The organism is Lelliottia sp. EB106-05-01-XG201 (genome assembly GCF_058791735.1).
In genome coordinates this window covers 1,719,918-1,739,155 of the sequence record NZ_JBYTDV010000001.1, presented here as the reverse complement: position 1 = coordinate 1,739,155, position 19,238 = coordinate 1,719,918, and the positions used below count along the sequence as shown (strand labels likewise).

General features: G+C 51.6%; 20 protein-coding genes and 1 other annotated feature. Of the genes, 10 read left to right on the top strand and 10 right to left on the bottom strand.

All coding sequences use genetic code 11. The features are described 5' to 3' along the window. Nucleotides 1–39: 39 nt before the first annotated feature. The 4 genes from AC3WS9_RS08060 to AC3WS9_RS08045 form a co-directional block, all read right to left on the bottom strand. Complete coding sequence (locus AC3WS9_RS08060) at nt 40–1,398, bottom strand: APC family permease (RefSeq protein ID WP_282494007.1); 1,359 nt, start codon at nt 1,396–1,398, stop codon at nt 40–42. Then, the gene (gene yoeI / locus AC3WS9_RS08055; RefSeq protein ID WP_350315468.1) at nt 1,388–1,450 is read right to left on the bottom strand and encodes a membrane protein YoeI; all 63 of its coding nucleotides are present in this window, start codon (nt 1,448–1,450) and stop codon (nt 1,388–1,390) included. Before yoeI ends, AC3WS9_RS08060 begins: the two co-directional genes overlap by 11 nt. A gap of 221 nt (nt 1,451–1,671) precedes the next feature. Further along, entirely contained in the window at nt 1,672–2,601 is a 930-nt protein-coding gene (locus AC3WS9_RS08050) for a LysR substrate-binding domain-containing protein (RefSeq protein WP_282494005.1), read from the bottom strand. Nucleotides 2,602–2,642: 41 nt separating this feature from the next. Beyond that, nucleotides 2,643–3,467 (bottom strand): SDR family oxidoreductase, encoded by an 825-nt coding sequence (locus AC3WS9_RS08045; RefSeq protein ID WP_285144140.1) that lies wholly within the window; start codon nt 3,465–3,467, stop codon nt 2,643–2,645. A 175-nt stretch (nt 3,468–3,642) separates the two neighbouring features. Between AC3WS9_RS08045 and hisL the strand changes: the two genes are divergently transcribed. From hisL to hisIE, 9 genes are all read left to right on the top strand, one after another. Continuing rightward, complete coding sequence (gene hisL / locus AC3WS9_RS08040) at nt 3,643–3,693, top strand: his operon leader peptide (RefSeq protein WP_099516347.1); 51 nt, start codon at nt 3,643–3,645, stop codon at nt 3,691–3,693. Next, nucleotides 3,669–3,792, top strand: a sequence feature (His leader region). It overlaps the preceding gene by 25 nt. A gap of 35 nt (nt 3,793–3,827) precedes the next feature. Continuing rightward, entirely contained in the window at nt 3,828–4,727 is a 900-nt protein-coding gene (gene hisG, locus AC3WS9_RS08035) for an ATP phosphoribosyltransferase (protein ID WP_282494001.1), read from the top strand. A 98-nt stretch (nt 4,728–4,825) separates the two neighbouring features. Then, entirely contained in the window at nt 4,826–6,130 is a 1,305-nt protein-coding gene (hisD, locus tag AC3WS9_RS08030) for a histidinol dehydrogenase (RefSeq protein ID WP_492487692.1), read from the top strand. Continuing rightward, the gene (hisC, locus tag AC3WS9_RS08025; RefSeq protein WP_324722702.1) at nt 6,127–7,188 is read left to right on the top strand and encodes a histidinol-phosphate transaminase; all 1,062 of its coding nucleotides are present in this window, start codon (nt 6,127–6,129) and stop codon (nt 7,186–7,188) included. Before hisD ends, hisC begins: the two co-directional genes overlap by 4 nt. Further along, nucleotides 7,185–8,252, top strand: a complete 1,068-nt coding sequence (gene hisB, locus AC3WS9_RS08020) for a bifunctional histidinol-phosphatase/imidazoleglycerol-phosphate dehydratase HisB (protein ID WP_492487690.1) — start codon at nt 7,185–7,187, stop codon at nt 8,250–8,252. Before hisC ends, hisB begins: the two co-directional genes overlap by 4 nt. Then, complete coding sequence (hisH, locus tag AC3WS9_RS08015; protein WP_492487688.1) at nt 8,252–8,842, top strand: imidazole glycerol phosphate synthase subunit HisH; 591 nt, start codon at nt 8,252–8,254, stop codon at nt 8,840–8,842. Before hisB ends, hisH begins: the two co-directional genes overlap by 1 nt. Continuing rightward, nucleotides 8,842–9,579: a 1-(5-phosphoribosyl)-5-[(5-phosphoribosylamino)methylideneamino]imidazole-4-carboxamide isomerase gene (gene hisA, locus AC3WS9_RS08010; protein ID WP_492487686.1), complete on the top strand. Its 738-nt coding sequence runs from the start codon at nt 8,842–8,844 to the stop codon at nt 9,577–9,579. Before hisH ends, hisA begins: the two co-directional genes overlap by 1 nt. Further along, nucleotides 9,561–10,337 carry an imidazole glycerol phosphate synthase subunit HisF gene (hisF, locus tag AC3WS9_RS08005; protein WP_285144135.1) on the top strand — a complete coding sequence of 259 codons (777 nt, stop codon included), beginning with the start codon at nt 9,561–9,563 and terminating at the stop codon, nt 10,335–10,337. The genes hisA and hisF overlap by 19 nt, the downstream gene beginning before the upstream one ends. Continuing rightward, nucleotides 10,331–10,942, top strand: coding sequence for a bifunctional phosphoribosyl-AMP cyclohydrolase/phosphoribosyl-ATP diphosphatase HisIE (gene hisIE / locus AC3WS9_RS08000; protein WP_282493988.1), 612 nt, complete (start codon nt 10,331–10,333; stop codon nt 10,940–10,942). The genes hisF and hisIE overlap by 7 nt, the downstream gene beginning before the upstream one ends. A 40-nt stretch (nt 10,943–10,982) precedes the next feature. Here the strand turns inward: hisIE and wzzB are convergent, their stop codons facing one another. Then, entirely contained in the window at nt 10,983–11,963 is a 981-nt protein-coding gene (gene wzzB, locus AC3WS9_RS07995) for an LPS O-antigen chain length determinant protein WzzB (RefSeq protein WP_492487684.1), read from the bottom strand. Nucleotides 11,964–12,156: 193 nt separating this feature from the next. On the opposite strand from wzzB, the gene AC3WS9_RS07990 reads away from it, so the two are divergent. Beyond that, nucleotides 12,157–13,161, top strand: a complete 1,005-nt coding sequence (locus AC3WS9_RS07990; protein ID WP_492487682.1) for an NAD-dependent epimerase — start codon at nt 12,157–12,159, stop codon at nt 13,159–13,161. A 55-nt stretch (nt 13,162–13,216) separates the two neighbouring features. On the opposite strand, the gene ugd is transcribed toward AC3WS9_RS07990, so the two are convergent. The 5 genes from ugd to AC3WS9_RS07965 all read right to left on the bottom strand — a co-directional run bounded on the left by ugd (nt 13,217) and on the right by AC3WS9_RS07965 (nt 19,237). Beyond that, a complete protein-coding gene (gene ugd, locus AC3WS9_RS07985; RefSeq protein WP_492487680.1) occupies nt 13,217–14,383 on the bottom strand; it encodes a UDP-glucose 6-dehydrogenase in 1,167 nt (388 codons plus the stop codon). Between the two features lie 252 nt (nt 14,384–14,635). After that, the gene (gene gnd / locus AC3WS9_RS07980) at nt 14,636–16,042 is read right to left on the bottom strand and encodes an NADP-dependent phosphogluconate dehydrogenase (protein WP_282493983.1); all 1,407 of its coding nucleotides are present in this window, start codon (nt 16,040–16,042) and stop codon (nt 14,636–14,638) included. A 155-nt stretch (nt 16,043–16,197) separates the two neighbouring features. Next, nucleotides 16,198–17,271, bottom strand: a complete 1,074-nt coding sequence (locus AC3WS9_RS07975; RefSeq protein WP_492487678.1) for a glycosyltransferase family 4 protein — start codon at nt 17,269–17,271, stop codon at nt 16,198–16,200. Between the two features lie 2 nt (nt 17,272–17,273). Then, a complete protein-coding gene (locus AC3WS9_RS07970) occupies nt 17,274–18,416 on the bottom strand; it encodes a hypothetical protein (protein ID WP_492487676.1) in 1,143 nt (380 codons plus the stop codon). Further along, on the bottom strand, nt 18,416–19,237 hold the full coding sequence (locus AC3WS9_RS07965; RefSeq protein WP_492487674.1) for a glycosyltransferase: 822 nt from the start codon (nt 19,235–19,237) through the stop codon (nt 18,416–18,418). The genes AC3WS9_RS07970 and AC3WS9_RS07965 overlap by 1 nt, the downstream gene beginning before the upstream one ends. Nucleotide 19,238 lies beyond the last annotated feature (1 nt).

Sequence of the window (19,238 nt, the reverse complement as noted above, 5' to 3'; positions counted from 1 at the left end):
AGCATGTGCTCCGGTTTTTTTTACGTCACTGCTCAGTGATTACGCGATATCTTCGTACTGTGGCACCGGGTTGCGGAAGCTTTTGGTCACGCAAGCCAGGTATACCAGACCGATAGCACCCCAGATCAGGCCCAGAATCATTGAGCTCTCTTCCAGGTTAATCCACAGCGCACCCACCGTCATCGCGCCACACAGTGGCAGGAATAGGTAGTTGAAGTGGTCTTTCAGCGTTTTGTTGCGCTTCTCGCGGATCCAGAACTGAGAGATCACGGAGAGGTTAACAAAGGTAAAGGCCACCAGCGCACCGAAGTTAATCAGCGCCGTCGCTGTTACCAGGTCAAATTTGATCGCCAGCAGAGCAATCGCGCCAACCAGCAGCACGTTCCATGCCGGAGTACGCCATTTCGGATGAATGTAGCCGAAGAAGCGAGTCGGGAACACGCCGTCGCGACCCATCACGTACATCAGACGAGAAACGCCTGCGTGAGCGGCCATTCCGGATGCCAGTACGGTGACGCTGGAGAAAATCAGCACGCCCCACTGGAAGGTTTTGCCTGCCACGTACAGCATGATTTCTGGCTGAGACGCGTCCGGATCTTTAAAGCGAGAGATGTCCGGGAAGTACAGCTGCAGGAAGTAAGAGGCACCAATGAACACCAGGCCGCCCAGCAGCGCAGTCAGCAGAATCGCACGCGGAATCACGCGCTCTGCGTCTTTGGTCTCTTCGGACAGAGAAGAAATACCGTCGAAGCCGAGGAACGAGAAGCACAGGATGGTCGCGCCGGTAATCATCGGCACCACGTGCGCGCCTTCAGACCAGAACGGACGGGTGCTGGTCAACGTACCTGCGCCTTCACCGTGCGCCACGCCATAGATGATCATCCCGACGATAACCGCCACGATGCCCATCTGCAGAATCACGATCAGGGTGTTGAAGTTGGCCACGGTCTTTATGCTGCGCAGGTTAGAGATGGTCATAAAGGCCACCAGCGCGACAACGAAGATCCACGACGGTACGGAAGGCACCAGCGCTTCAAAGTAAATTTTTGCCAGCAGAATGTTGATCATCGGCATGAACAGGTAGTCCAGCAGAGATGACCAGCCCACCATAAAGCCAACAGCCGGGCTAATGGATTTCTGAGCATAGGTGTACGCTGAGCCAGCGGACGGGAAACGGCGAACCAGTTTACCGTAGCTCAACGCCGTAAAGAGAATAGCGACCAGCGCAAAGGCATACGCCGTTGCAACGTGACCGTCAGTGAGGCCTGAAACGATACCAAACGTATCGAACAGCGTCATCGGCTGCATATAGGCGAGGCCCATCATGACAACCGGAATCAACGTAAGTGTTTTACGTAATTCCACGCGAGAGGTTTTTGGAGTAGCGTTATGCGACACAGGATTTCTCCTTAACGGTGAAAACCGCCGCGTAAGCAAAAGATTGCCCCATTTTCTGGATTCCTCAGCGACAACAACTGTCGGATTTTAGTAAGTATCTATCCGGTACGAAGCCCGGCCTCTTTGTTTTTAAATGGCGTTTGTTACATGCAAAAAAAATAACCGACGCCTTTTATATCGTCGGTTAATCTCATTTTTTTGCAGCGGCGCATTTTGCCCCATCTTTGGCATAAAAGGCAATAGATTCAGAAGCCGATCGCGCTTTTCTTTTTACTAAGCGGTTGATATTCCGCCCTCGGGCAAAGTGTAAACGGCAGCGATAGCACTATTTGCTAAAATCTCATCCCGCCACCACGCGCTGGCTAGCCCGGCGGTCTGTTCATTCCACCCTACCCACACCGATTCGCTGTTGGTTTGCGCCAGCACTTGTTTCTCCACCAGCGCACCACTTTCGATGAATCGCTGGGCCAGATAACGCGGGAGATAACCGCAGCCGAGCCCGCTGATTTGCAGCTCCAGCTTGGTTTTGAAGTCAAACACCGTGATGGCTTCCTGATCGTCGAGCAGCTGGGAAGAGACGGCACACTCCGGCAGAGAGCTGTCGCCCACCACAATCGCCCGACAGCCTTTTATCACGCGACGCGGAATGGGTTCGGGCTCCTGAGCCAGGGGATGATGCGGGGCCACCACAAACACCTGCTCGAGGGTGCCGATACGCGAAAAGCCAAAATCGCTCGACTGGGGCGGGTCGCGTAATGCGCCGACGATAATATCCGCCCTGCCCTGCGTTAATGCCTCCCAGGAGCCGCCAAGCACGCCGTTGATAAATTTGAGCCGGGTCACGCTGTGGCGCTGGTAAAAGGCTTCGATCAGCGGGGAGAGTAACGAGAAAGGAAAGGTATCATCCACGCCAATGACCAGCTCGTTTTCCCAGCCCTGATGGAGCTTCACCGCCTGCTTTTCCAGCTCGCGCACCGTGTGCAGCACTTCGCGCCCCTTTTCGAGCAGCATCTGGCCCGTTCGCGTGAAACGCGCGCGGTGTCCGCTGCGATCGAGCAGTTGAATATTGAGGTCACTTTCGAGTTTATGAACGGTGTAGCTTAGGGCCGAGGGGGTTTTGTAGAGCTTCGCCGACGCGGCGGCAAAGCTCCCCTCTTTTTCGAGTGCATCGAGGATAATGAGAACATCCAGCAGCGGTTTCATGTTCGCCCCCAAAAGGTGTGCGATAGAACCCGCTGGCGGGGTTATTCCATTGGCATTACCAGCGGATCGGGATATTGATACTCAAATCCCAGTTCACGACAAATACGATTGCCATCAATCACTTTGCCTTGCCCTTCCCCGGATGCGTCGCGAAACTGCGGCGGCTCAAGCCCAAGCTGTCGGGCCATCACAGGGTAAAACGTGCTTCGCGCCGGATGAGAGGGCGCACATATATTATAGATGTGCCCGCCCTTCGGAGCCTGCAACAGGAGCGTAATCGCGCCGATAACGTCTTCAAGATGGACAAGATTGACGCCATGTTGCCCGTTCGGTGCCGTTTTTCCGGCAAAGAAGCGACCGGGATGACGCTCCGGCCCGACTAAACCGGCCAGGCGCAAAATGTCGACCTGGGTGCCCGGCAAATTATGCAGCCAGTCTTCCAGCTCTTTCAGCACCCGACCGCTGGCGGTAACGGGCGTGCGCTCGGTACTCTCTTTCACCGTTCCTTCGACGTCGCCATACACCGACGTCGAACTGGTAAAGATAATGCGGGGGATATGATGGGCCAGCGCGCTGTCGACAATCTCCTGCACCGCCTGGCGGTAAAACTCCTCGCCCGGCCCGCTGCGCCTCGCGGGGAGCGTAATCACCAGCGCGTCGACGTTCATCAGGCTGTCGAGATCGTCCGTATCGCAAACCAGCTCCGGCTCCAGGCGTAACTCGACGCCCTCAATGCCGCACATCCGTGCGGCCTCGACGCCGTCCACCGTGGTTTTGCTGCCGGTCACCTGCCAGCCTCGCGCCGTTAACGACATCGCCAGCGGCATGCCTAACCATCCTAAACCGACAATTGCGACCTTCTTCATGCGTTTTCTCCTGGCTTTCACGCGTCTGACTTAAGGCTACGCCAGCAGTGCGGAACTGACAATTCATAGCATCAATATGAAATGAATTAATGATTAAAAAAAGCCCTTGCTTTACACCGTGAATGTGGTTTAGGTTAAAAGACATCAGATGCATAAGCATTCACAGAGAATTTATATGACACGCGTTCCTTTTAAAAACCACCATCATCACCATCATCCTGACTAGTCTTTCAGGCGATGTGTGCTGGAAGACATTCAGATCTTCCAGTGGTGCGAGAACGCAAGAGAGAGCCCCCGGAAGATCATCTTCCGGGGGCTTTTTTTTGGACCGTATCCAGACAGGGTAATAAGGACAACAGAATGTTAGATAACTCACGTTTACGCATAGCTATTCAAAAATCAGGCCGCCTGAGCGACGATTCACGCGAATTACTCTCCCGCTGCGGGATTAAAATTAACCTGCACACCCAGCGCCTGATTGCCCTCGCTGAAAATATGCCGATCGATATCCTGCGCGTTCGCGATGACGATATCCCGGGCCTGGTGATGGATGGCGTGGTTGACCTCGGCATCATCGGCGAAAACGTGCTGGAAGAAGAGCTGCTGACCCGCCGTGCGCAGGGCGAAGACCCGCGCTATTTCACCCTGCGTCGTCTCGATTTCGGCGGCTGCCGCCTGTCGCTCGCCACCGCCGTGGATGAAGCCTGGGACGGCCCGGCCGGTCTGAACGGCAAGCGCATTGCCACCTCTTACCCTCACCTGCTCAAGCGTTACCTCGATCAGAAAGGCGTGCAGTTTAAATCCTGTCTGCTGAACGGCTCTGTAGAAGTGGCCCCGCGTGCGGGTCTGGCCGACGCCATCTGCGATCTGGTCTCGACCGGCGCAACGCTCGAAGCCAACGGTCTGCGTGAAGTGGAAGTGATTTATCGCTCCAAAGCCTGCCTGATCCAGCGCGACGGCGACATGCCGGAGGCCAAACAGCAGCTGATCGATCGCCTGCTGACCCGTATTCAGGGGGTGATTCAGGCGCGCGAATCGAAATACATCATGATGCACGCTCCGACCGAACGTCTCGATGAAGTCATTGCCCTGCTGCCAGGCGCGGAACGTCCAACCATTCTGCCGCTAGCGGGCGACCAGCAGCGCGTGGCGATGCACATGGTCAGCAGCGAAACCCTGTTCTGGGAAACGATGGAAAAACTGAAAGCGCTGGGCGCCAGCTCCATTCTGGTGCTGCCGATTGAGAAGATGATGGAATAATTCTGTGCAACGTTGCCCGGTGGCGCCCACGCTGACCGGGCCTACAAGACCCGTAGGCCGGATAAGCGAAGCGCATCCGGCAAGAAAGGAAGACGATCATGAGCTTTAACACCATCATCGACTGGAACACCTGCAGCACTGAACAACAACGTGCACTACTGATGCGCCCGGCTATTTCCGCCTCAGAGAGCATCACCCGCACCGTGGCGGAGATCCTGGACACCGTGAAAGCCCGGGGTGACGACGCCCTGCGCGAGTACAGCGCAAAGTTTGATAAGACCGACGTCGGCGCACTGAAAGTGACGGCGCAAGAAATTGATGACGCCTGCGAACGTCTTGGTGACGACATCAAACAGGCGATGGCCGTGGCGGTGAAAAACATCGACACCTTCCACACTGCGCAGCAACTGCAGGTGGTGGATGTCGAAACCCTGCCCGGCGTGCGCTGCCAGCAGGTGACGCGCCCGGTGGCCTCCGTCGGTCTCTATATTCCCGGCGGTTCTGCTCCGCTGTTCTCAACGGTTCTGATGCTGGCAACCCCGGCGCGTATCGCCGGTTGTCAGAAAGTGGTGCTCTGCTCCCCACCGCCGATTGCCGATGAAATCCTCTATGCCGCAAAACTGTGTGGCGTACAGGAGGTCTTTAAAGTCGGCGGCGCGCAGGCCATTTCCGCCCTCGCCTTTGGCACCGAATCCGTGCCAAAAGTCGATAAAATTTTTGGGCCGGGCAACGCGTATGTTACCGAAGCCAAGCGCCAGGTCAGCCAGCGTCTGGACGGTGCGGCGATTGATATGCCAGCCGGTCCATCGGAAGTGCTGGTGATTGCCGACAGCGGCGCGACGCCGGACTTTGTGGCCTCCGACTTGCTCTCGCAGGCCGAGCACGGCCCTGATTCCCAGGTGATTCTCCTGACGCCAGACGCCGACATGGCAAAACGCGTGGGTGAAGCCGTCGAGCGCCAGCTGGCAGAACTCCCGCGTGCCGAGACGGCGCGCCAGGCCTTGTCTGCCAGCCGTCTGATTGTGGCGGAAACGCTTGAGCAATGCATCGCGATTTCCAACCAGTACGGCCCCGAGCACCTGATCATCCAGACCCGCGACGCGCGTTCTCTGGTCGACAGCATTACCAGTGCCGGTTCGGTGTTCCTCGGTGATTGGTCGCCGGAATCCGCGGGCGATTACGCCTCCGGCACTAACCACGTGCTGCCGACCTACGGCTACACCGCGACCTGTTCCAGCCTCGGGCTCGCGGATTTTCAGAAGCGCATGACCGTGCAGGAGCTGTCCCGCGAAGGTTTTGCCGCCCTCGCCTCCACCATCGAAACGCTGGCCGCCGCCGAACGCCTGACCGCCCACAAAAACGCCGTAACGCTGCGCGTTGCCGCCCTGAAGGAGCAAGCATGAGCATTGAAGAATTAGCCCGCGAAAACGTTCGTCGACTGACGCCCTATCAATCTGCTCGCCGCCTGGGCGGTAACGGTGATGTGTGGCTGAATGCCAACGAATTCCCGACGGCGGTCGCCTTCGAGCTGTCGCAGCAGACCCTGAACCGTTACCCGGAGTGCCAGCCAGTCGCAGTGATTGAAAATTATGCCCAGTATGCCGGGGTGAAACCTGAGCAGGTTCTGGTCAGCCGTGGGGCAGACGAAGGCATTGAGCTGCTGATCCGCGCCTTCTGCGAGCCGGGCAAAGACGCCGTGCTTTACTGTCAGCCGACCTATGGCATGTACAGCGTCAGCGCCGAAACCTTTGGCGTGGAGTGTCGCAACATTTTGTCTCTGGATGACTGGCAGCTCGACCTCCCGACCATTGCCGAGAATCTTGACGGCGTAAAAGTGATTTTCGTCTGCAGCCCGAACAACCCGACCGGACAAATCATCAATCCGCAGGATATCCGCACCCTGCTGGAGATGACGCGCGGCAAAGCGCTGGTTGTCGCCGATGAGGCCTATATTGAGTTTTGTCCGCAGGCGACGCTCGCGGGCTGGCTGGAAGAGTATCCGAACCTGGTGGTGCTGCGCACGCTGTCGAAAGCCTTTGCGCTGGCCGGTCTGCGCTGCGGATTCACGCTGGCCAATAAAGAAGTCATCGATCTGCTGATGAAAGTTATCGCCCCGTATCCGCTCTCGACGCCGGTCGCCGACATCGCCGCCCAGGCGCTGGCTCCGCAGGGTATCAATGCGATGCGCGAGCGTGTGGCGCAGATTCTGGTGGAACGTCAGTATCTGGTCACGGCCCTGAAAACGCTGCCGTGCGTAGAGCAGGTCTTTGACTCGGAAACCAATTACATCCTGGTGCGCTTCACCGCCTCCAGCGCCGTATTTAAATCTTTGTGGGATCAGGGCATTATCTTACGAGACCAAAACAAACAACCTTCCCTGAGCGGCTGTTTACGCATTACCGTGGGCACCCGGGAAGAGAGTCAGCGCGTGATTGACGCCCTGAAAGCGGAGAAAGTATGAGCCAGAAGACCCTTTTTATCGATCGCGACGGCACCATTATTGCTGAGCCCCCGAGTGATTATCAGGTCGATCGATTCGACAAACTGGCTTTTGAAGCTGACGTGATCCCGGTTCTGCTCAAGCTGCAAAAAGCGGGCTACAAACTGGTGATGATCACCAATCAGGACGGACTGGGCACCGACAGCTTCCCGCAGGCCGATTTTGACGGCCCGCACAACCTGATGATGCAGATCCTCACATCACAGGGCATCACCTTTGACGAGGTGCTGATCTGCCCGCACCTGCCGGCGGACAACTGCGACTGCCGCAAACCGAAAGTGAAGCTGGTCGAGCCGTATCTTGCCGAAGGCGTGCTGGATAAATCCAACAGCTACGTGATTGGCGATCGCGCCACCGATATTCAGCTCGCTGAAAACATGGGCATTCAGGGTCTGCGTTTTAACCGCAACGAACTGAACTGGGCGATGATTGGCGAGCAACTGACGAAGCGCGACCGTTACTCCCACGTCGAGCGCAACACCAAAGAGACGCAGATTGATGTCAAAGTGTGGCTGGACCGCGAAGGCGGCAGCAAAATCCACACCGGCGTCGGCTTCTTCGATCACATGCTGGAGCAGATCTCGACCCACGGCGGATTCCGTATGGAGATCAACGTGAAAGGCGATCTTTACATCGACGATCACCACACCGTGGAAGATACCGGCCTGGCGCTGGGCGAAGCCCTGAAACTGGCTCTCGGCGATAAGCGCGGCATCAACCGTTTTGGCTTTGTGCTGCCGATGGACGAATGTCTGGCCCGCTGCGCACTGGATATTTCCGGTCGCCCGCACCTGGAATACAAAGCTGATTTTACCTATCAGCGCGTTGGCGACCTGAGCACCGAGATGGTCGAGCACTTCTTCCGCTCGCTCTCTTACACCATGGGCGTGACGCTGCACCTGAAAACCAAGGGCAAAAACGATCACCACCGCGTTGAAAGCCTGTTCAAAGTCTTTGGCCGCACGCTTCGCCAGGCGATCCGCGTGGAGGGCGATACCCTGCCTTCGTCAAAAGGAGTGTTGTGATGAACGTGGTGATTCTGGATACCGGATGCGCCAACCTCAACTCGGTGAAATCGGCCATCGCCCGGCACGGCTACGATCCTATCGTCAGCCGTGACCCTGACGTGGTGCTGCGAGCCGACAAACTCTTTTTACCGGGCGTCGGCACCGCACAGGCGGCGATGGATCAGATCCACGAACGTGAGCTGGTCGAGCTTATTAAGGCCTGCACCCAGCCGGTGCTGGGCATTTGCCTGGGGATGCAGATCCTCGGGCGTCGCAGCGAAGAGAGCAACGGCGTGGACCTGTTGGGCATCATCGAAGAAGACGTGCCGAAGATGACCGATTTTGGTCTGCCGCTGCCGCACATGGGCTGGAACCGCGTGTATCCGAAAGCGGGTGACCGCCTGTTCCGCGGCATCGAAGACGGGTCTTACTTCTACTTCGTACACAGCTACGCCATGCCGCTGAACCCGTACACCATCGCCCAATGCAATTACGGCGAGCCGTTCACGGCTGCGGTCAATAAAGATAACTTCTTTGGCGTGCAGTTCCACCCGGAGCGCTCGGGTGCGGCGGGCGCACAGCTGCTGAAAAACTTCCTGGAGATGTGATGATCATTCCCGCATTAGATTTAATTGACGGCACCGTTGTCCGTCTCCATCAGGGCGATTACGGCCAGCAGCGCGATTACGGTAGCGATCCTCTCCCGCGTTTGCAGGATTATGCGGCCCAGGGCGCAGAAGTGCTGCATCTGGTCGATCTCACGGGCGCGAAAGACCCGGTGAAACGTCAAATATCCCTGCTAAAAACTCTGGTCGCGGGCGTGAACGTCCCGGTACAGGTGGGCGGCGGAGTGCGCACGGAAGAGGATGTTGCCGCCCTGCTGGAAGCGGGCGTGGCGCGCGTGGTGGTCGGCTCGACGGCGGTGAAAGACCCGGAACAGGTCAAAGGCTGGTTCCGCCGCTTTGGTGCCGACGCGCTGGTGCTGGCACTCGACGTGCGCATTGACGAGCAAGGCAATAAGCAGGTGGCGGTCAGCGGCTGGCAGGAAAACTCCGGCGTGACGCTGGAAGAGCTGGTCGAGATCTACCTCCCCGTCGGGCTGAAACATGTGCTGTGTACGGATATCTCCCGCGATGGCACGCTGGCGGGCTCTAACGTCTCGCTGTATCAGGAGGTGTGCGCCCGTTATCCGCAGGTGGCGTTCCAGTCCTCGGGCGGCATTGGTGATTTGGCGGATATCGCCGCCCTGCGCGGGACTGGCGTGCGCGGCGTGATCGTGGGACGTGCTTTACTGGAAGAGAAGTTTACTGTGACGGAGGCGATTCAATGCTGGCAAAACGGATAATCCCGTGTCTGGACGTGCGCGACGGCCAGGTGGTGAAAGGCGTGCAGTTCCGCAATCACGAAATCATCGGCGATATCGTGCCGCTGGCTAAACGCTACGCTGACGAAGGCGCCGACGAACTGGTGTTTTACGATATCACCGCCTCCAGCGATGGTCGCGTGGTGGATAAGAGCTGGGTCGAGCGCGTGGCGGAAGTGATCGATATTCCGTTTTGCGTGGCGGGGGGGATTAAATCGGCGGAAGACGCTGCGCAGATCCTCTCCTTCGGCGCGGACAAGATCTCCATCAACTCCCCTGCCCTGGCGGACCCGGAGCTGATCACCCGTCTGGCGGATCGCTTTGGCGTGCAGTGCATTGTGGTCGGGATTGATACCTGGTATGACGCCGCCACCGGCAAGTATCACGTCAATCAATATACCGGCGACGAAAACCGCACCCGCGTGACCCAATGGGAGACCCTGGACTGGGTGCAGGAAGTGCAAAAACGCGGCGCGGGTGAAATCGTACTGAACATGATGAACCAGGACGGCGTGCGTAACGGCTATGACCTGGAGCAGCTGAAAAAAGTGCGCGCCGTATGCCGCGTACCGATGATTGCCTCCGGCGGCGCGGGAACCATGGAACACTTTCTGGAGGCCTTCCGCGACGCGGATGTCGACGGGGCGCTGGCCGCCTCCGTGTTCCACAAGCAGATTATTAATATTGGCGAGTTAAAAACGTTCCTGGTCAATCAGGGCGTGGAGATTAGGGTATGTTAACTGAACAACAACGGGCGCAGCTGGACTGGGAAAAAACGGACGGATTATTGCCGGTGGTTGTGCAACATGCGGTTTCCGGCGAAGTGCTGATGCTGGGGTATATGAACCAGGATGCGCTGAACACCACGCTTGAAAGCGGGAAAGTGACCTTTTTCTCGCGCACTAAACAGCGCCTGTGGACTAAGGGCGAATCGTCCGGCCATTTCCTCAATGTGGTGAGCATTACCCCTGACTGTGATAACGACACCCTGCTGGTGCTGGCAAACCCGATCGGGCCAACCTGCCACCTGGGCACCAGCAGCTGTTTCGGCGACGCGAGCCACCAGTGGCTGTTCCTGTATCAGCTCGAGCAACTGCTGGCAGAGCGCAAAACCGCTGACCCGGAGAGTTCATACACCGCGAAACTCTACGCGAGTGGGACCAAACGTATCGCGCAGAAAGTCGGTGAAGAAGGCGTTGAAACTGCGCTGGCCGCGACGGTGCACGATCGCGATGAGCTGACCAATGAGGCGTCGGATTTGATGTATCACCTGCTGGTGTTGCTCCAGGATCAGGAGCTGGATTTAACGGCGGTGATTGAGAATTTGCGTAAGCGGCACAAATAAAAAAAGACCGGGGAGACCCGGTCTTTTTTTAGTCTGACGATCAGGCTCTTGGCTTGTAGTTACGCAGCGCGTTACGCCCCAGCACCACACCGGAACCGATAATCCCGCCCAGCAGCACGGCCAGAATCAGCGTAATCGCTTTCTTCGGGCTGTCGCGACGGATAGGGAGATTGGGCTTCATCACATAGCGATAGGCATGGATGGTGGCCGGGTCAACATTCAGATTCTGAATATCCAGCAAGTTCTGTTTGGTCTGATAATAGGCCTGGGAGAAGACCAGCGGACGCGTCGACTCGTGTTCAATCATTGAGCTCAGCGCTTCGCTGCCCAACAGGAACATGGTGTCCTGGGTGACGTCCTGTGTTTGCTGAATCTGTGGAGCGGTAATTTTTGCCGCCTGGGCAAATTTCAGCGCTTCGGTGATTTGCTTGATACGCAGATCTTTTTGCTCCTGGGAGACTTTCTCCTGGTTTTCCAGGGAGTCATTCAGCGTGGTGATCTGCTGTTTGATATTGTCTTTAAGGTCAACATCCAGTTCTTTGGCCGTCTGTTCATCAATCTGTTGAATGTACTGCGCCAGCTGTTTTTGTGCGGCTTCTGCCGAATCGCCCACATAGGTGACATTTAAAGGTAAAGGTTGCCCTTTTACCGCGGCATCAATGGTCAGCTTTTCAGGTGCCTCCTGATTATCCAGGGACTGAGCCAACGCTGAGAATGCGGAGTTAAAGCGCCCGATGACGCGCAGCTGAGTATCGTTCATCGACGGTGCGGCGGAACCATAAAGAATATTCAGGGCGTTAGTATAGGTGGCAATTTGCGCGGCATCAGGCTGAGTGATGATCGCGGTAGAGGTCCATTTCTCTTTCGCAGTAGCAACATAAACACCAGCAAGCACAATCGCGATGGCAACAAATGCAGCAATCGTCCACTTCCCACGCCACAATTGCATTACTAAATCAATTAAATCAATCTGCTCCGGGTCATTTCGACTGCTGACCTCATTATTGCTGTACTGGGACATACAATCCTTAACGAAAGAATAGACAAAAATATTATTTAGCTAGTGTATCGCTTGTTGGCAATTTTTCTATAAGAATCCTGTGAGTTATCTGCTGACTGGCGAAGTTTTGCTTACTTAGCGCTTAGGGGTATGATGTGCGTCATAGGTTTTAGGCTAAACAGAAAGCGATTTTTTGATTATACAGAGGATGAATATGAAATTTCTGGTCACCGGTGCAGCAGGTTTTATCGGCTCGAACGTCAGCAAGCGACTTCTGGACGCCGGGCACGTGGTTGTCGGGATTGACAATCTCAATGACTATTACGATGTGAACCTGAAGCAGGCGCGTCTGGATCTGCTGACATCCGGGAATTTCACTTTCCATAAACTCGATCTCGCCGATCGCGAAGGGATGGCCGCGCTGTTTGCCGACGAGAAGTTTGACCGCGTGATCCACCTGGCCGCCCAGGCTGGCGTACGCTACTCGCTGGAAAACCCACATGCTTACGCGGACGCGAACCTTATCGGTCATCTGAACGTGCTCGAAGGCTGCCGCCACAATAAGGTTCAGCACCTGCTGTATGCCTCTTCCAGCTCCGTTTATGGCCTGAATCGCAAAATGCCCTTCTCCACCGACGATTCCGTAGACCACCCGGTGTCCCTGTATGCGGCGACCAAGAAAGCCAACGAGCTGATGTCGCACACCTACTCGCATCTCTATAATCTGCCAACGACTGGCCTGCGTTTCTTTACGGTTTATGGCCCGTGGGGCCGTCCGGATATGGCGCTGTTCAAGTTCACCAAAGCGATGCTCGAAGGCAAAAGCATTGACGTGTATAACTACGGCAAGATGAAGCGCGATTTCACCTACATCGATGACATCGCCGAAGCCATTATCCGTCTGCAGGATGTTATCCCGCAGGCCGACACCAACTGGACCGTGGAAACAGGCTCACCAGCAACCAGCTCCGCTCCGTATCGCGTCTACAACATCGGCAACAGCTCGCCTGTTGAACTGATGGATTACATCACGGCGCTGGAAGAAGCGTTAGGCATCGAAGCGGACAAAAATATGATGCCGATTCAGCCGGGTGATGTACTGGAAACCAGCGCAGATACCAAAGCGCTGTATGAGGTGATTGGTTTTAAACCTCAGACTTCCGTTAAAGAAGGCGTGAAGAACTTCGTCGACTGGTATCGCGATTTCTACAAGGCCTAAAAACGACAATGCCCGGCGATGCCGGGCATTTTCTTAATGAGCTTAACAAGAAAGCTTAATCACTTCCGAACAGATCGCGGGTATAGACTTTATCCGCCACATCCGCCAGCTCTTCCGCCATACGGTTTGAAATAATCACGTCGGCTTCTTGCTTAAAGGCATCAAGATCGCGAATCACGCGCGAGTGGAAGAACTCATCTTCTTTCATCGCCGGTTCAAAGATGATGACCTGAACACCCTTCGCCTTGATACGCTTCATAATCCCCTGGATAGAGGACGCGCGGAAGTTATCTGAACCGCTCTTCATGATGAGACGATACACGCCCACGACTTTTGGCTGCCGCGCCAGAATGGAGTCAGAGATAAAGTCTTTGCGCGTGCGGTTGGCTTCAACAATCGCGGAAATCAGGTTGTTCGGCACCGCCTGGTAGTTTGCCAGCAGCTGTTTGGTGTCTTTTGGCAGGCAGTAACCGCCGTAGCCGAAGGACGGGTTGTTGTAGTGATTCCCGATACGCGGATCCAGGCAAACACCTTCGATAATCTGTTTGGTGTTGAGTCCCAGACTTTCTGCGTAGCTGTCCAGTTCGTTGAAGAAGGCGACACGCATCGCCAGATAGGTATTGGCGAAAAGCTTGATGGCCTCAGCTTCAGTGGTATCGGTGAACAGCACATCAATATCTTTCTTAATCGCTCCCTCCTGCAACAGCGCCGCAAAGCGCTCCGCACGTTCGGAACGCTCACCAATAACAATACGCGATGGATACAGGTTGTCGTAAAGCGCCTTGCCCTCACGCAGGAATTCTGGAGAGAAGATCACGTTATCAATGCCCAGTTTTTCTTTAATCGACTGGGTGAAGCCGACCGGGATAGTTGATTTGATGATCATCACTGCGCTTGGGTTGAGAGCGACAACATCTCTGATGACGGCCTCGACGCTGGAGGTATTGAAGTAGTTCGTTTTAGGATCGTAATCCGTTGGGGTGGCGATAATCACATAATCTGCACCGCGATAAGCATCTTCTTTATCGGTTGTTGCGCGGAAGTTGAGCGGCTTATGGGCCAGGTATTCCTCGATCTCTTTATCGGCAATCGGAGAGATCTTCTGATTAAGCATATCCACTTTGGCCTGCACGATATCCAGCGCGACCACTTCATGGTTTTGCGCAATCAGAATACCGTTTGAGAGACCGACATAGCCTGTTCCGGAGATTGTAATTTTCATTCGTTCAACTTCTTCAAGTATGAGTGTCAGGAGGCGGTACAGCGCCACCGCAGTAAACAACTGTTGAGGTTTTTACCTCTTATGTTTATGCACTGTCAAGGCAAAGCCCTTGCTAGCGGAGCGGGATAAAAGCGTGAATTATTCTGCCATTTCCGCAGGAGGCTGTACAAAGCGAGAAGACATGGGGAAAGGAGCAATAAAAAAGCCCGGTAACAATAGCCGGGCCTTGCTATCAGACTGAGTTAAATCAGATTAATCCAGCCATTCGGTGTGGAACACACCTTCTTTATCGGTACGCTTATAAGTGTGCGCGCCGAAGTAGTCACGCTGTGCCTGAATCAGGTTAGCAGGCAGCACCGCTGCACGGTAGCTATCGTAGTAAGCCACAGCGGCAGAGAAGGTTGGAACCGGAATACCATTCTGAACCGCGTAAGCCACAACATCACGCAGCGCCTGCTGGTAATCGTCAGCGATTTGCTTGAAGTACGGTGCCAGCAGCAGGTTCGCGATATCCGCATTCTGCGCATAAGCGTCAGTGATTTTCTGCAGGAACTGAGCACGGATGATGCAGCCTGCGCGGAAGATCTTGGCGATCTCACCGTAGTTCAGATCCCAGTTGTTTTCGTCAGACGCGGCACGCAGCTGAGAGAAGCCCTGTGCGTAGGAGACGATTTTACCGAGGTACAGTGCGCGACGGACTTTCTCGATGAACTCCGCTTTGTCACCGGCAGGTTTAGCCTGCGGGCCTGACAGCACTTTCGATGCGGCAACGCGCTGCTCTTTCAGAGAAGAGATGTAGCGCGCGAACACGGATTCCGTGATCAGAGACAGCGGCTCACCAAGATCCAGGGAGCTCTGGCTGGTCCATTTCCCGGTACCTTTGTTGGCCGCTTCATCCAGAATCACATCAACCAGGTATTTACCCTCTTCGTCTTTCTTGGTGAAGATGTCTTTGGTGATGTCGATCAGGTAGCTGTTCAGCTCGCCGGTGTTCCACTCGGTGAAGGTCTGCGCCAGCTCTTCGTTGGACAGATTCAGGCCGCCTTTCAGCAGAGAATAGGCTTCAGCAATCAGCTGCATGTCGCCGTATTCGATACCGTTGTGAACCATTTTCACGTAATGACCCGCACCATCCGGACCGATATAGGTCACGCACGGCTCGCCATCTTCAGCAACAGCGGCGATTTTAGTCAGGATCGGAGCAACCAGCTCGTACGCTTCTTTCTGACCGCCAGGCATGATAGATGGGCCTTTCAGGGCGCCCTCTTCACCGCCAGACACACCGGTACCGATGAAGTTGAAACCTTCAGCGGAGAGTTCACGGTTACGACGAATGGTGTCGTGGAAGAAGGTATTGCCGCCATCAATGATGATGTCGCCTTTATCCAGATACGGCTTCAGGGAATCGATGGCAGCATCAGTGCCAGCGCCTGCTTTCACCATTAACAGGATACGACGCGGCGTTTCCAGGGATTCAACAAACTCCTGCACCGTATAGAAGGGAACCAGCTTCTTGCCAGGGTTCTCGGCAATTACTTCTTCGGTTTTTTCACGGGAACGGTTGAAAACGGAGACGGTATAACCACGGCTTTCGATGTTGAGCGCCAGGTTGCGCCCCATCACTGCCATACCGACAACGCCGATCTGTTGTTTGGACATTACATACTCCTGTCAGGTGTGGTCACCGCGTACATTCACAGTGACATTAATACATATTATATTATCAGATCTTTCGTACGAGTAAATGCTTATAAATAAGTCATGCTTATTATTTATTACAAAAATGAGGAATGAGCCATATTAAAAATATGGTATCAATGGTCTTTTAACTGCTGATAAAGTCTTTCGTGAGAAATTGCTACTTGATTTGGAGATAGCAAGTCATAAGTCGATTTCGCAATAATTTTTAATATCGTATCATCGCCCACGATCTTAACACTTATATTTGCAAGAGCACTATCTATAGACACCTGATCAATATCACGCAATATATGTATACTTTCAGCATGCAGCTTATTTTTTAACTCCAAAAAAACAGGTACATCATTTGTGATAACATACATTTCAGATGCGAGCGCTTCAGCAACTGAGAGGCAAAAGCCTTCAGTTTGAGAAAAATGTATTAGACAGTTGGCTTTCTTATAATAATTATGCACATCCTCAACTCTACCCGTGAAGTTGAATCTTTTATCACCTACAACTAATTCTTTACAATCTGATAGCAAAGGACCATCACCAATACCTATAAATTGGAAATCGAACCGACTATTCATCAGATGAACAATTATTTTCATGGGATTTTTTAACTTAGAAAAATGGCCGCAGTAAGCAATCACTAAATTTGAACATTTCTCTTTCTTGCTGTCGAAAAAAACATTTCTTACTGGATTATAAATCACATGAGTATTACTTCTGCCTACGCTTTTCTGTACTGTCTCTGAGATACAGATTATTTTATCAAAGAAAAACATCAGGAATTTATGCACAGAAAGTAAAAGCCTTCCCTTCAAAGCGCCGTAACGAATACAATAATCCTCTTCTGGAATGTTATGCACCGTTGTAATATATTTTGTCTTCTTCGAGAGTGATAATATTTTCAATCCTGCATTGAGTAAGTCAGGAATAAAACAATGACTGTGTATAATATCAGGATTCAAATTCAAAATTTCATTGCGTAATCTTTTTAGTTTAGTTAGCAATGATGACTTTTCAATGCTTACGACCTGAACCTTCCGAAGGAAAGGGAAGTGTTCTTGAAGAGGTATTCCGCCCTTGATAAAAAAAACTGAAACGTCATGACCCAAAAGGTATAACTGTTCAGCATTTGTTAACGCAACAATGTTTGGGCCTGATAAGACAGATTTATTTAGAATGTATACTATTTTCATTGTTATTTTCTTTTTTTAAATTCTGAAGTAATAGACCATAAACCAAAGAGTGATAGACCTATTGCTAATGAATGGAATTTATAAAAATACATTGCATTACCAAAAAAACCTATAATTAAGAACGATAGGAATATAAATTTCTCTTGTTTTCCTTTACTAGTAATCCACCATGTAAAAAAGAATAATGCTCCAAAAAAAAGATAAGGTATACCGAGTTCAATACCAATGCTGAGGAAAATATTGTGAGCAGGGAAATCAATACCTGTCAAAGAGTTAAGGATATTGTTTTGCATCCCCAAACCATATCCTAAAGGATTGATTTGAATGCTTTCAATTGCGGCACCATACAACTCATCTCTTCCGGATGTATAAACTCTATATTCAGCAAGATTGGAATAAATTTGCATTAGAATTGGCGACAAAACTAGTGAAACACAAAAAAATGAAATTACAATCAATGCGTTGAACTTATTTTTTCTATAAAACTCAATTCCAAAAAAAATCAAAACAGCAAGTATATCGCCCTTTGAAATCAATAGAAACGAAGGAGCGAGAAAGATGTATGATAGTTTTGAATATCTCTTAAAGTTACATCTTATTATAAAAAATGCAATTAGGAAGAACGAACCCAATGTATTTACATGGACTGTAAATGGGATATCATCATTATATTGAAATATATCCTTTGCAAAGTAAACGCCACGCGACACAAATGATGCGAGATTTATTTTTGAGAAATAATAAAGGAAGAAAATAAAAATTGAAATACTTGCCGCTAGTACATAGCCTTTAAAAAAATAGATTAATTTAAATGGGGAGTTTTTAATAATTACGAGGAAAGTCGCAATCAAGAGCGATTGAATTATACGAGAAATTACAGTATAAGCTGAATCTCCCAAGAATTCATCTGTTGCAGATATTCCTTTGTAAAAAGACAAAAGTGAAAAGAATAGAGTCACTCCTACAAAAATAATATAAGTCCATGAAATCCTGATCTTCTCATTATTTTTTAAAATTAAAATAGGTAGCAATGTAATTATTATAAATAGAAGTACATCATCAATTTTTAAACCGCCCGGGAGAACATTTAAAAATGTTAAGGGTAATGCAAAAAAAAAACCATAGAAGTACATTAAGAAATTCATTAGCGAAACCTCTTGTAGCAGTATTTTTTAATGCTAACAGGCGCCAGTCGTAGCATAATCAGCCCCAATACATAAGCGTAACTCTTGAAACTTCTTTTCTTCAACTTATTAATCGCATAAAATCTGCTTTTGATTTCGTTGAATACCTTAGACAACCCGCGCCGATTATAAAATTCATCATTAACTCTAAAATATAGATGCGGGTATTGTATATTGTGAAACTTATAGCCTTGACTTAATAAATTAACCCAGAGATAGTAATCTTGAGTATTCATTAATTTTTTATCATATTCTAGCGCAGAAATTAAATCACCACGAAACATTACTGTAGGATGTATAAATGGCGAGCGCTTTATTACAACATCGATTATGTCATTATGTGTTTCAGGCATAACCTTATGGAACAATTCATTACCGTTACTATCTATTTCAATGCAATTAGTGCCCACAACAGATATTTCAGAGTTATGGTCCAGAAATTCAACTTGAGATTGAAATCGTTCTTCTCTAGAGAGGTCATCAGAGTCCATTCTAGCAATGTAACCATAGTTATAACTTTGTATTTTACTTAATAAAAAATTCAAACCGAATGCTAATCCTTTTCTTTCATTTCCATAGAAAGTAAAAAAGTTATCTTTACTCTGGTATTGTTCGATCGCCTTTATTAAGCTCTCATTTTTGACAGCATCAACATATAAATATATATCAAAAAGTTTATACGTTTGTAAGAATAAACTATCCATTGCTTGTTTGAAAATACTTGCTTCGTCACCGTCATATACTGCTGCAATTACCGCTATTGTTTTAATCTTATCTGACATT

Coding starts and splice junctions, on each gene's coding strand:
- AC3WS9_RS08050 (WP_282494005.1), bottom strand. CDS start 2,601: ATGAAACCGCTGCTGGATGTTCTCATTATCCTCGATGCACTCGAAAAA.
- AC3WS9_RS08045 (WP_285144140.1), bottom strand. CDS start 3,467: ATGAAGAAGGTCGCAATTGTCGGTTTAGGATGGTTAGGCATGCCGCTG.
- hisG (WP_282494001.1), top strand. CDS start 3,828: ATGTTAGATAACTCACGTTTACGCATAGCTATTCAAAAATCAGGCCGC.
- hisD (WP_492487692.1), top strand. CDS start 4,826: ATGAGCTTTAACACCATCATCGACTGGAACACCTGCAGCACTGAACAA.
- hisC (WP_324722702.1), top strand. CDS start 6,127: ATGAGCATTGAAGAATTAGCCCGCGAAAACGTTCGTCGACTGACGCCC.
- hisB (WP_492487690.1), top strand. CDS start 7,185: ATGAGCCAGAAGACCCTTTTTATCGATCGCGACGGCACCATTATTGCT.
- hisH (WP_492487688.1), top strand. CDS start 8,252: ATGAACGTGGTGATTCTGGATACCGGATGCGCCAACCTCAACTCGGTG.
- hisA (WP_492487686.1), top strand. CDS start 8,842: ATGATCATTCCCGCATTAGATTTAATTGACGGCACCGTTGTCCGTCTC.
- hisF (WP_285144135.1), top strand. CDS start 9,561: ATGCTGGCAAAACGGATAATCCCGTGTCTGGACGTGCGCGACGGCCAG.
- hisIE (WP_282493988.1), top strand. CDS start 10,331: ATGTTAACTGAACAACAACGGGCGCAGCTGGACTGGGAAAAAACGGAC.
- wzzB (WP_492487684.1), bottom strand. CDS start 11,963: ATGTCCCAGTACAGCAATAATGAGGTCAGCAGTCGAAATGACCCGGAG.
- AC3WS9_RS07990 (WP_492487682.1), top strand. CDS start 12,157: ATGAAATTTCTGGTCACCGGTGCAGCAGGTTTTATCGGCTCGAACGTC.
- ugd (WP_492487680.1), bottom strand. CDS start 14,383: ATGAAAATTACAATCTCCGGAACAGGCTATGTCGGTCTCTCAAACGGT.
- gnd (WP_282493983.1), bottom strand. CDS start 16,042: ATGTCCAAACAACAGATCGGCGTTGTCGGTATGGCAGTGATGGGGCGC.
- AC3WS9_RS07975 (WP_492487678.1), bottom strand. CDS start 17,271: ATGAAAATAGTATACATTCTAAATAAATCTGTCTTATCAGGCCCAAAC.
- AC3WS9_RS07970 (WP_492487676.1), bottom strand. CDS start 18,416: ATGAATTTCTTAATGTACTTCTATGGTTTTTTTTTTGCATTACCCTTA.
- AC3WS9_RS07965 (WP_492487674.1), bottom strand. CDS start 19,237: ATGTCAGATAAGATTAAAACAATAGCGGTAATTGCAGCAGTATATGAC.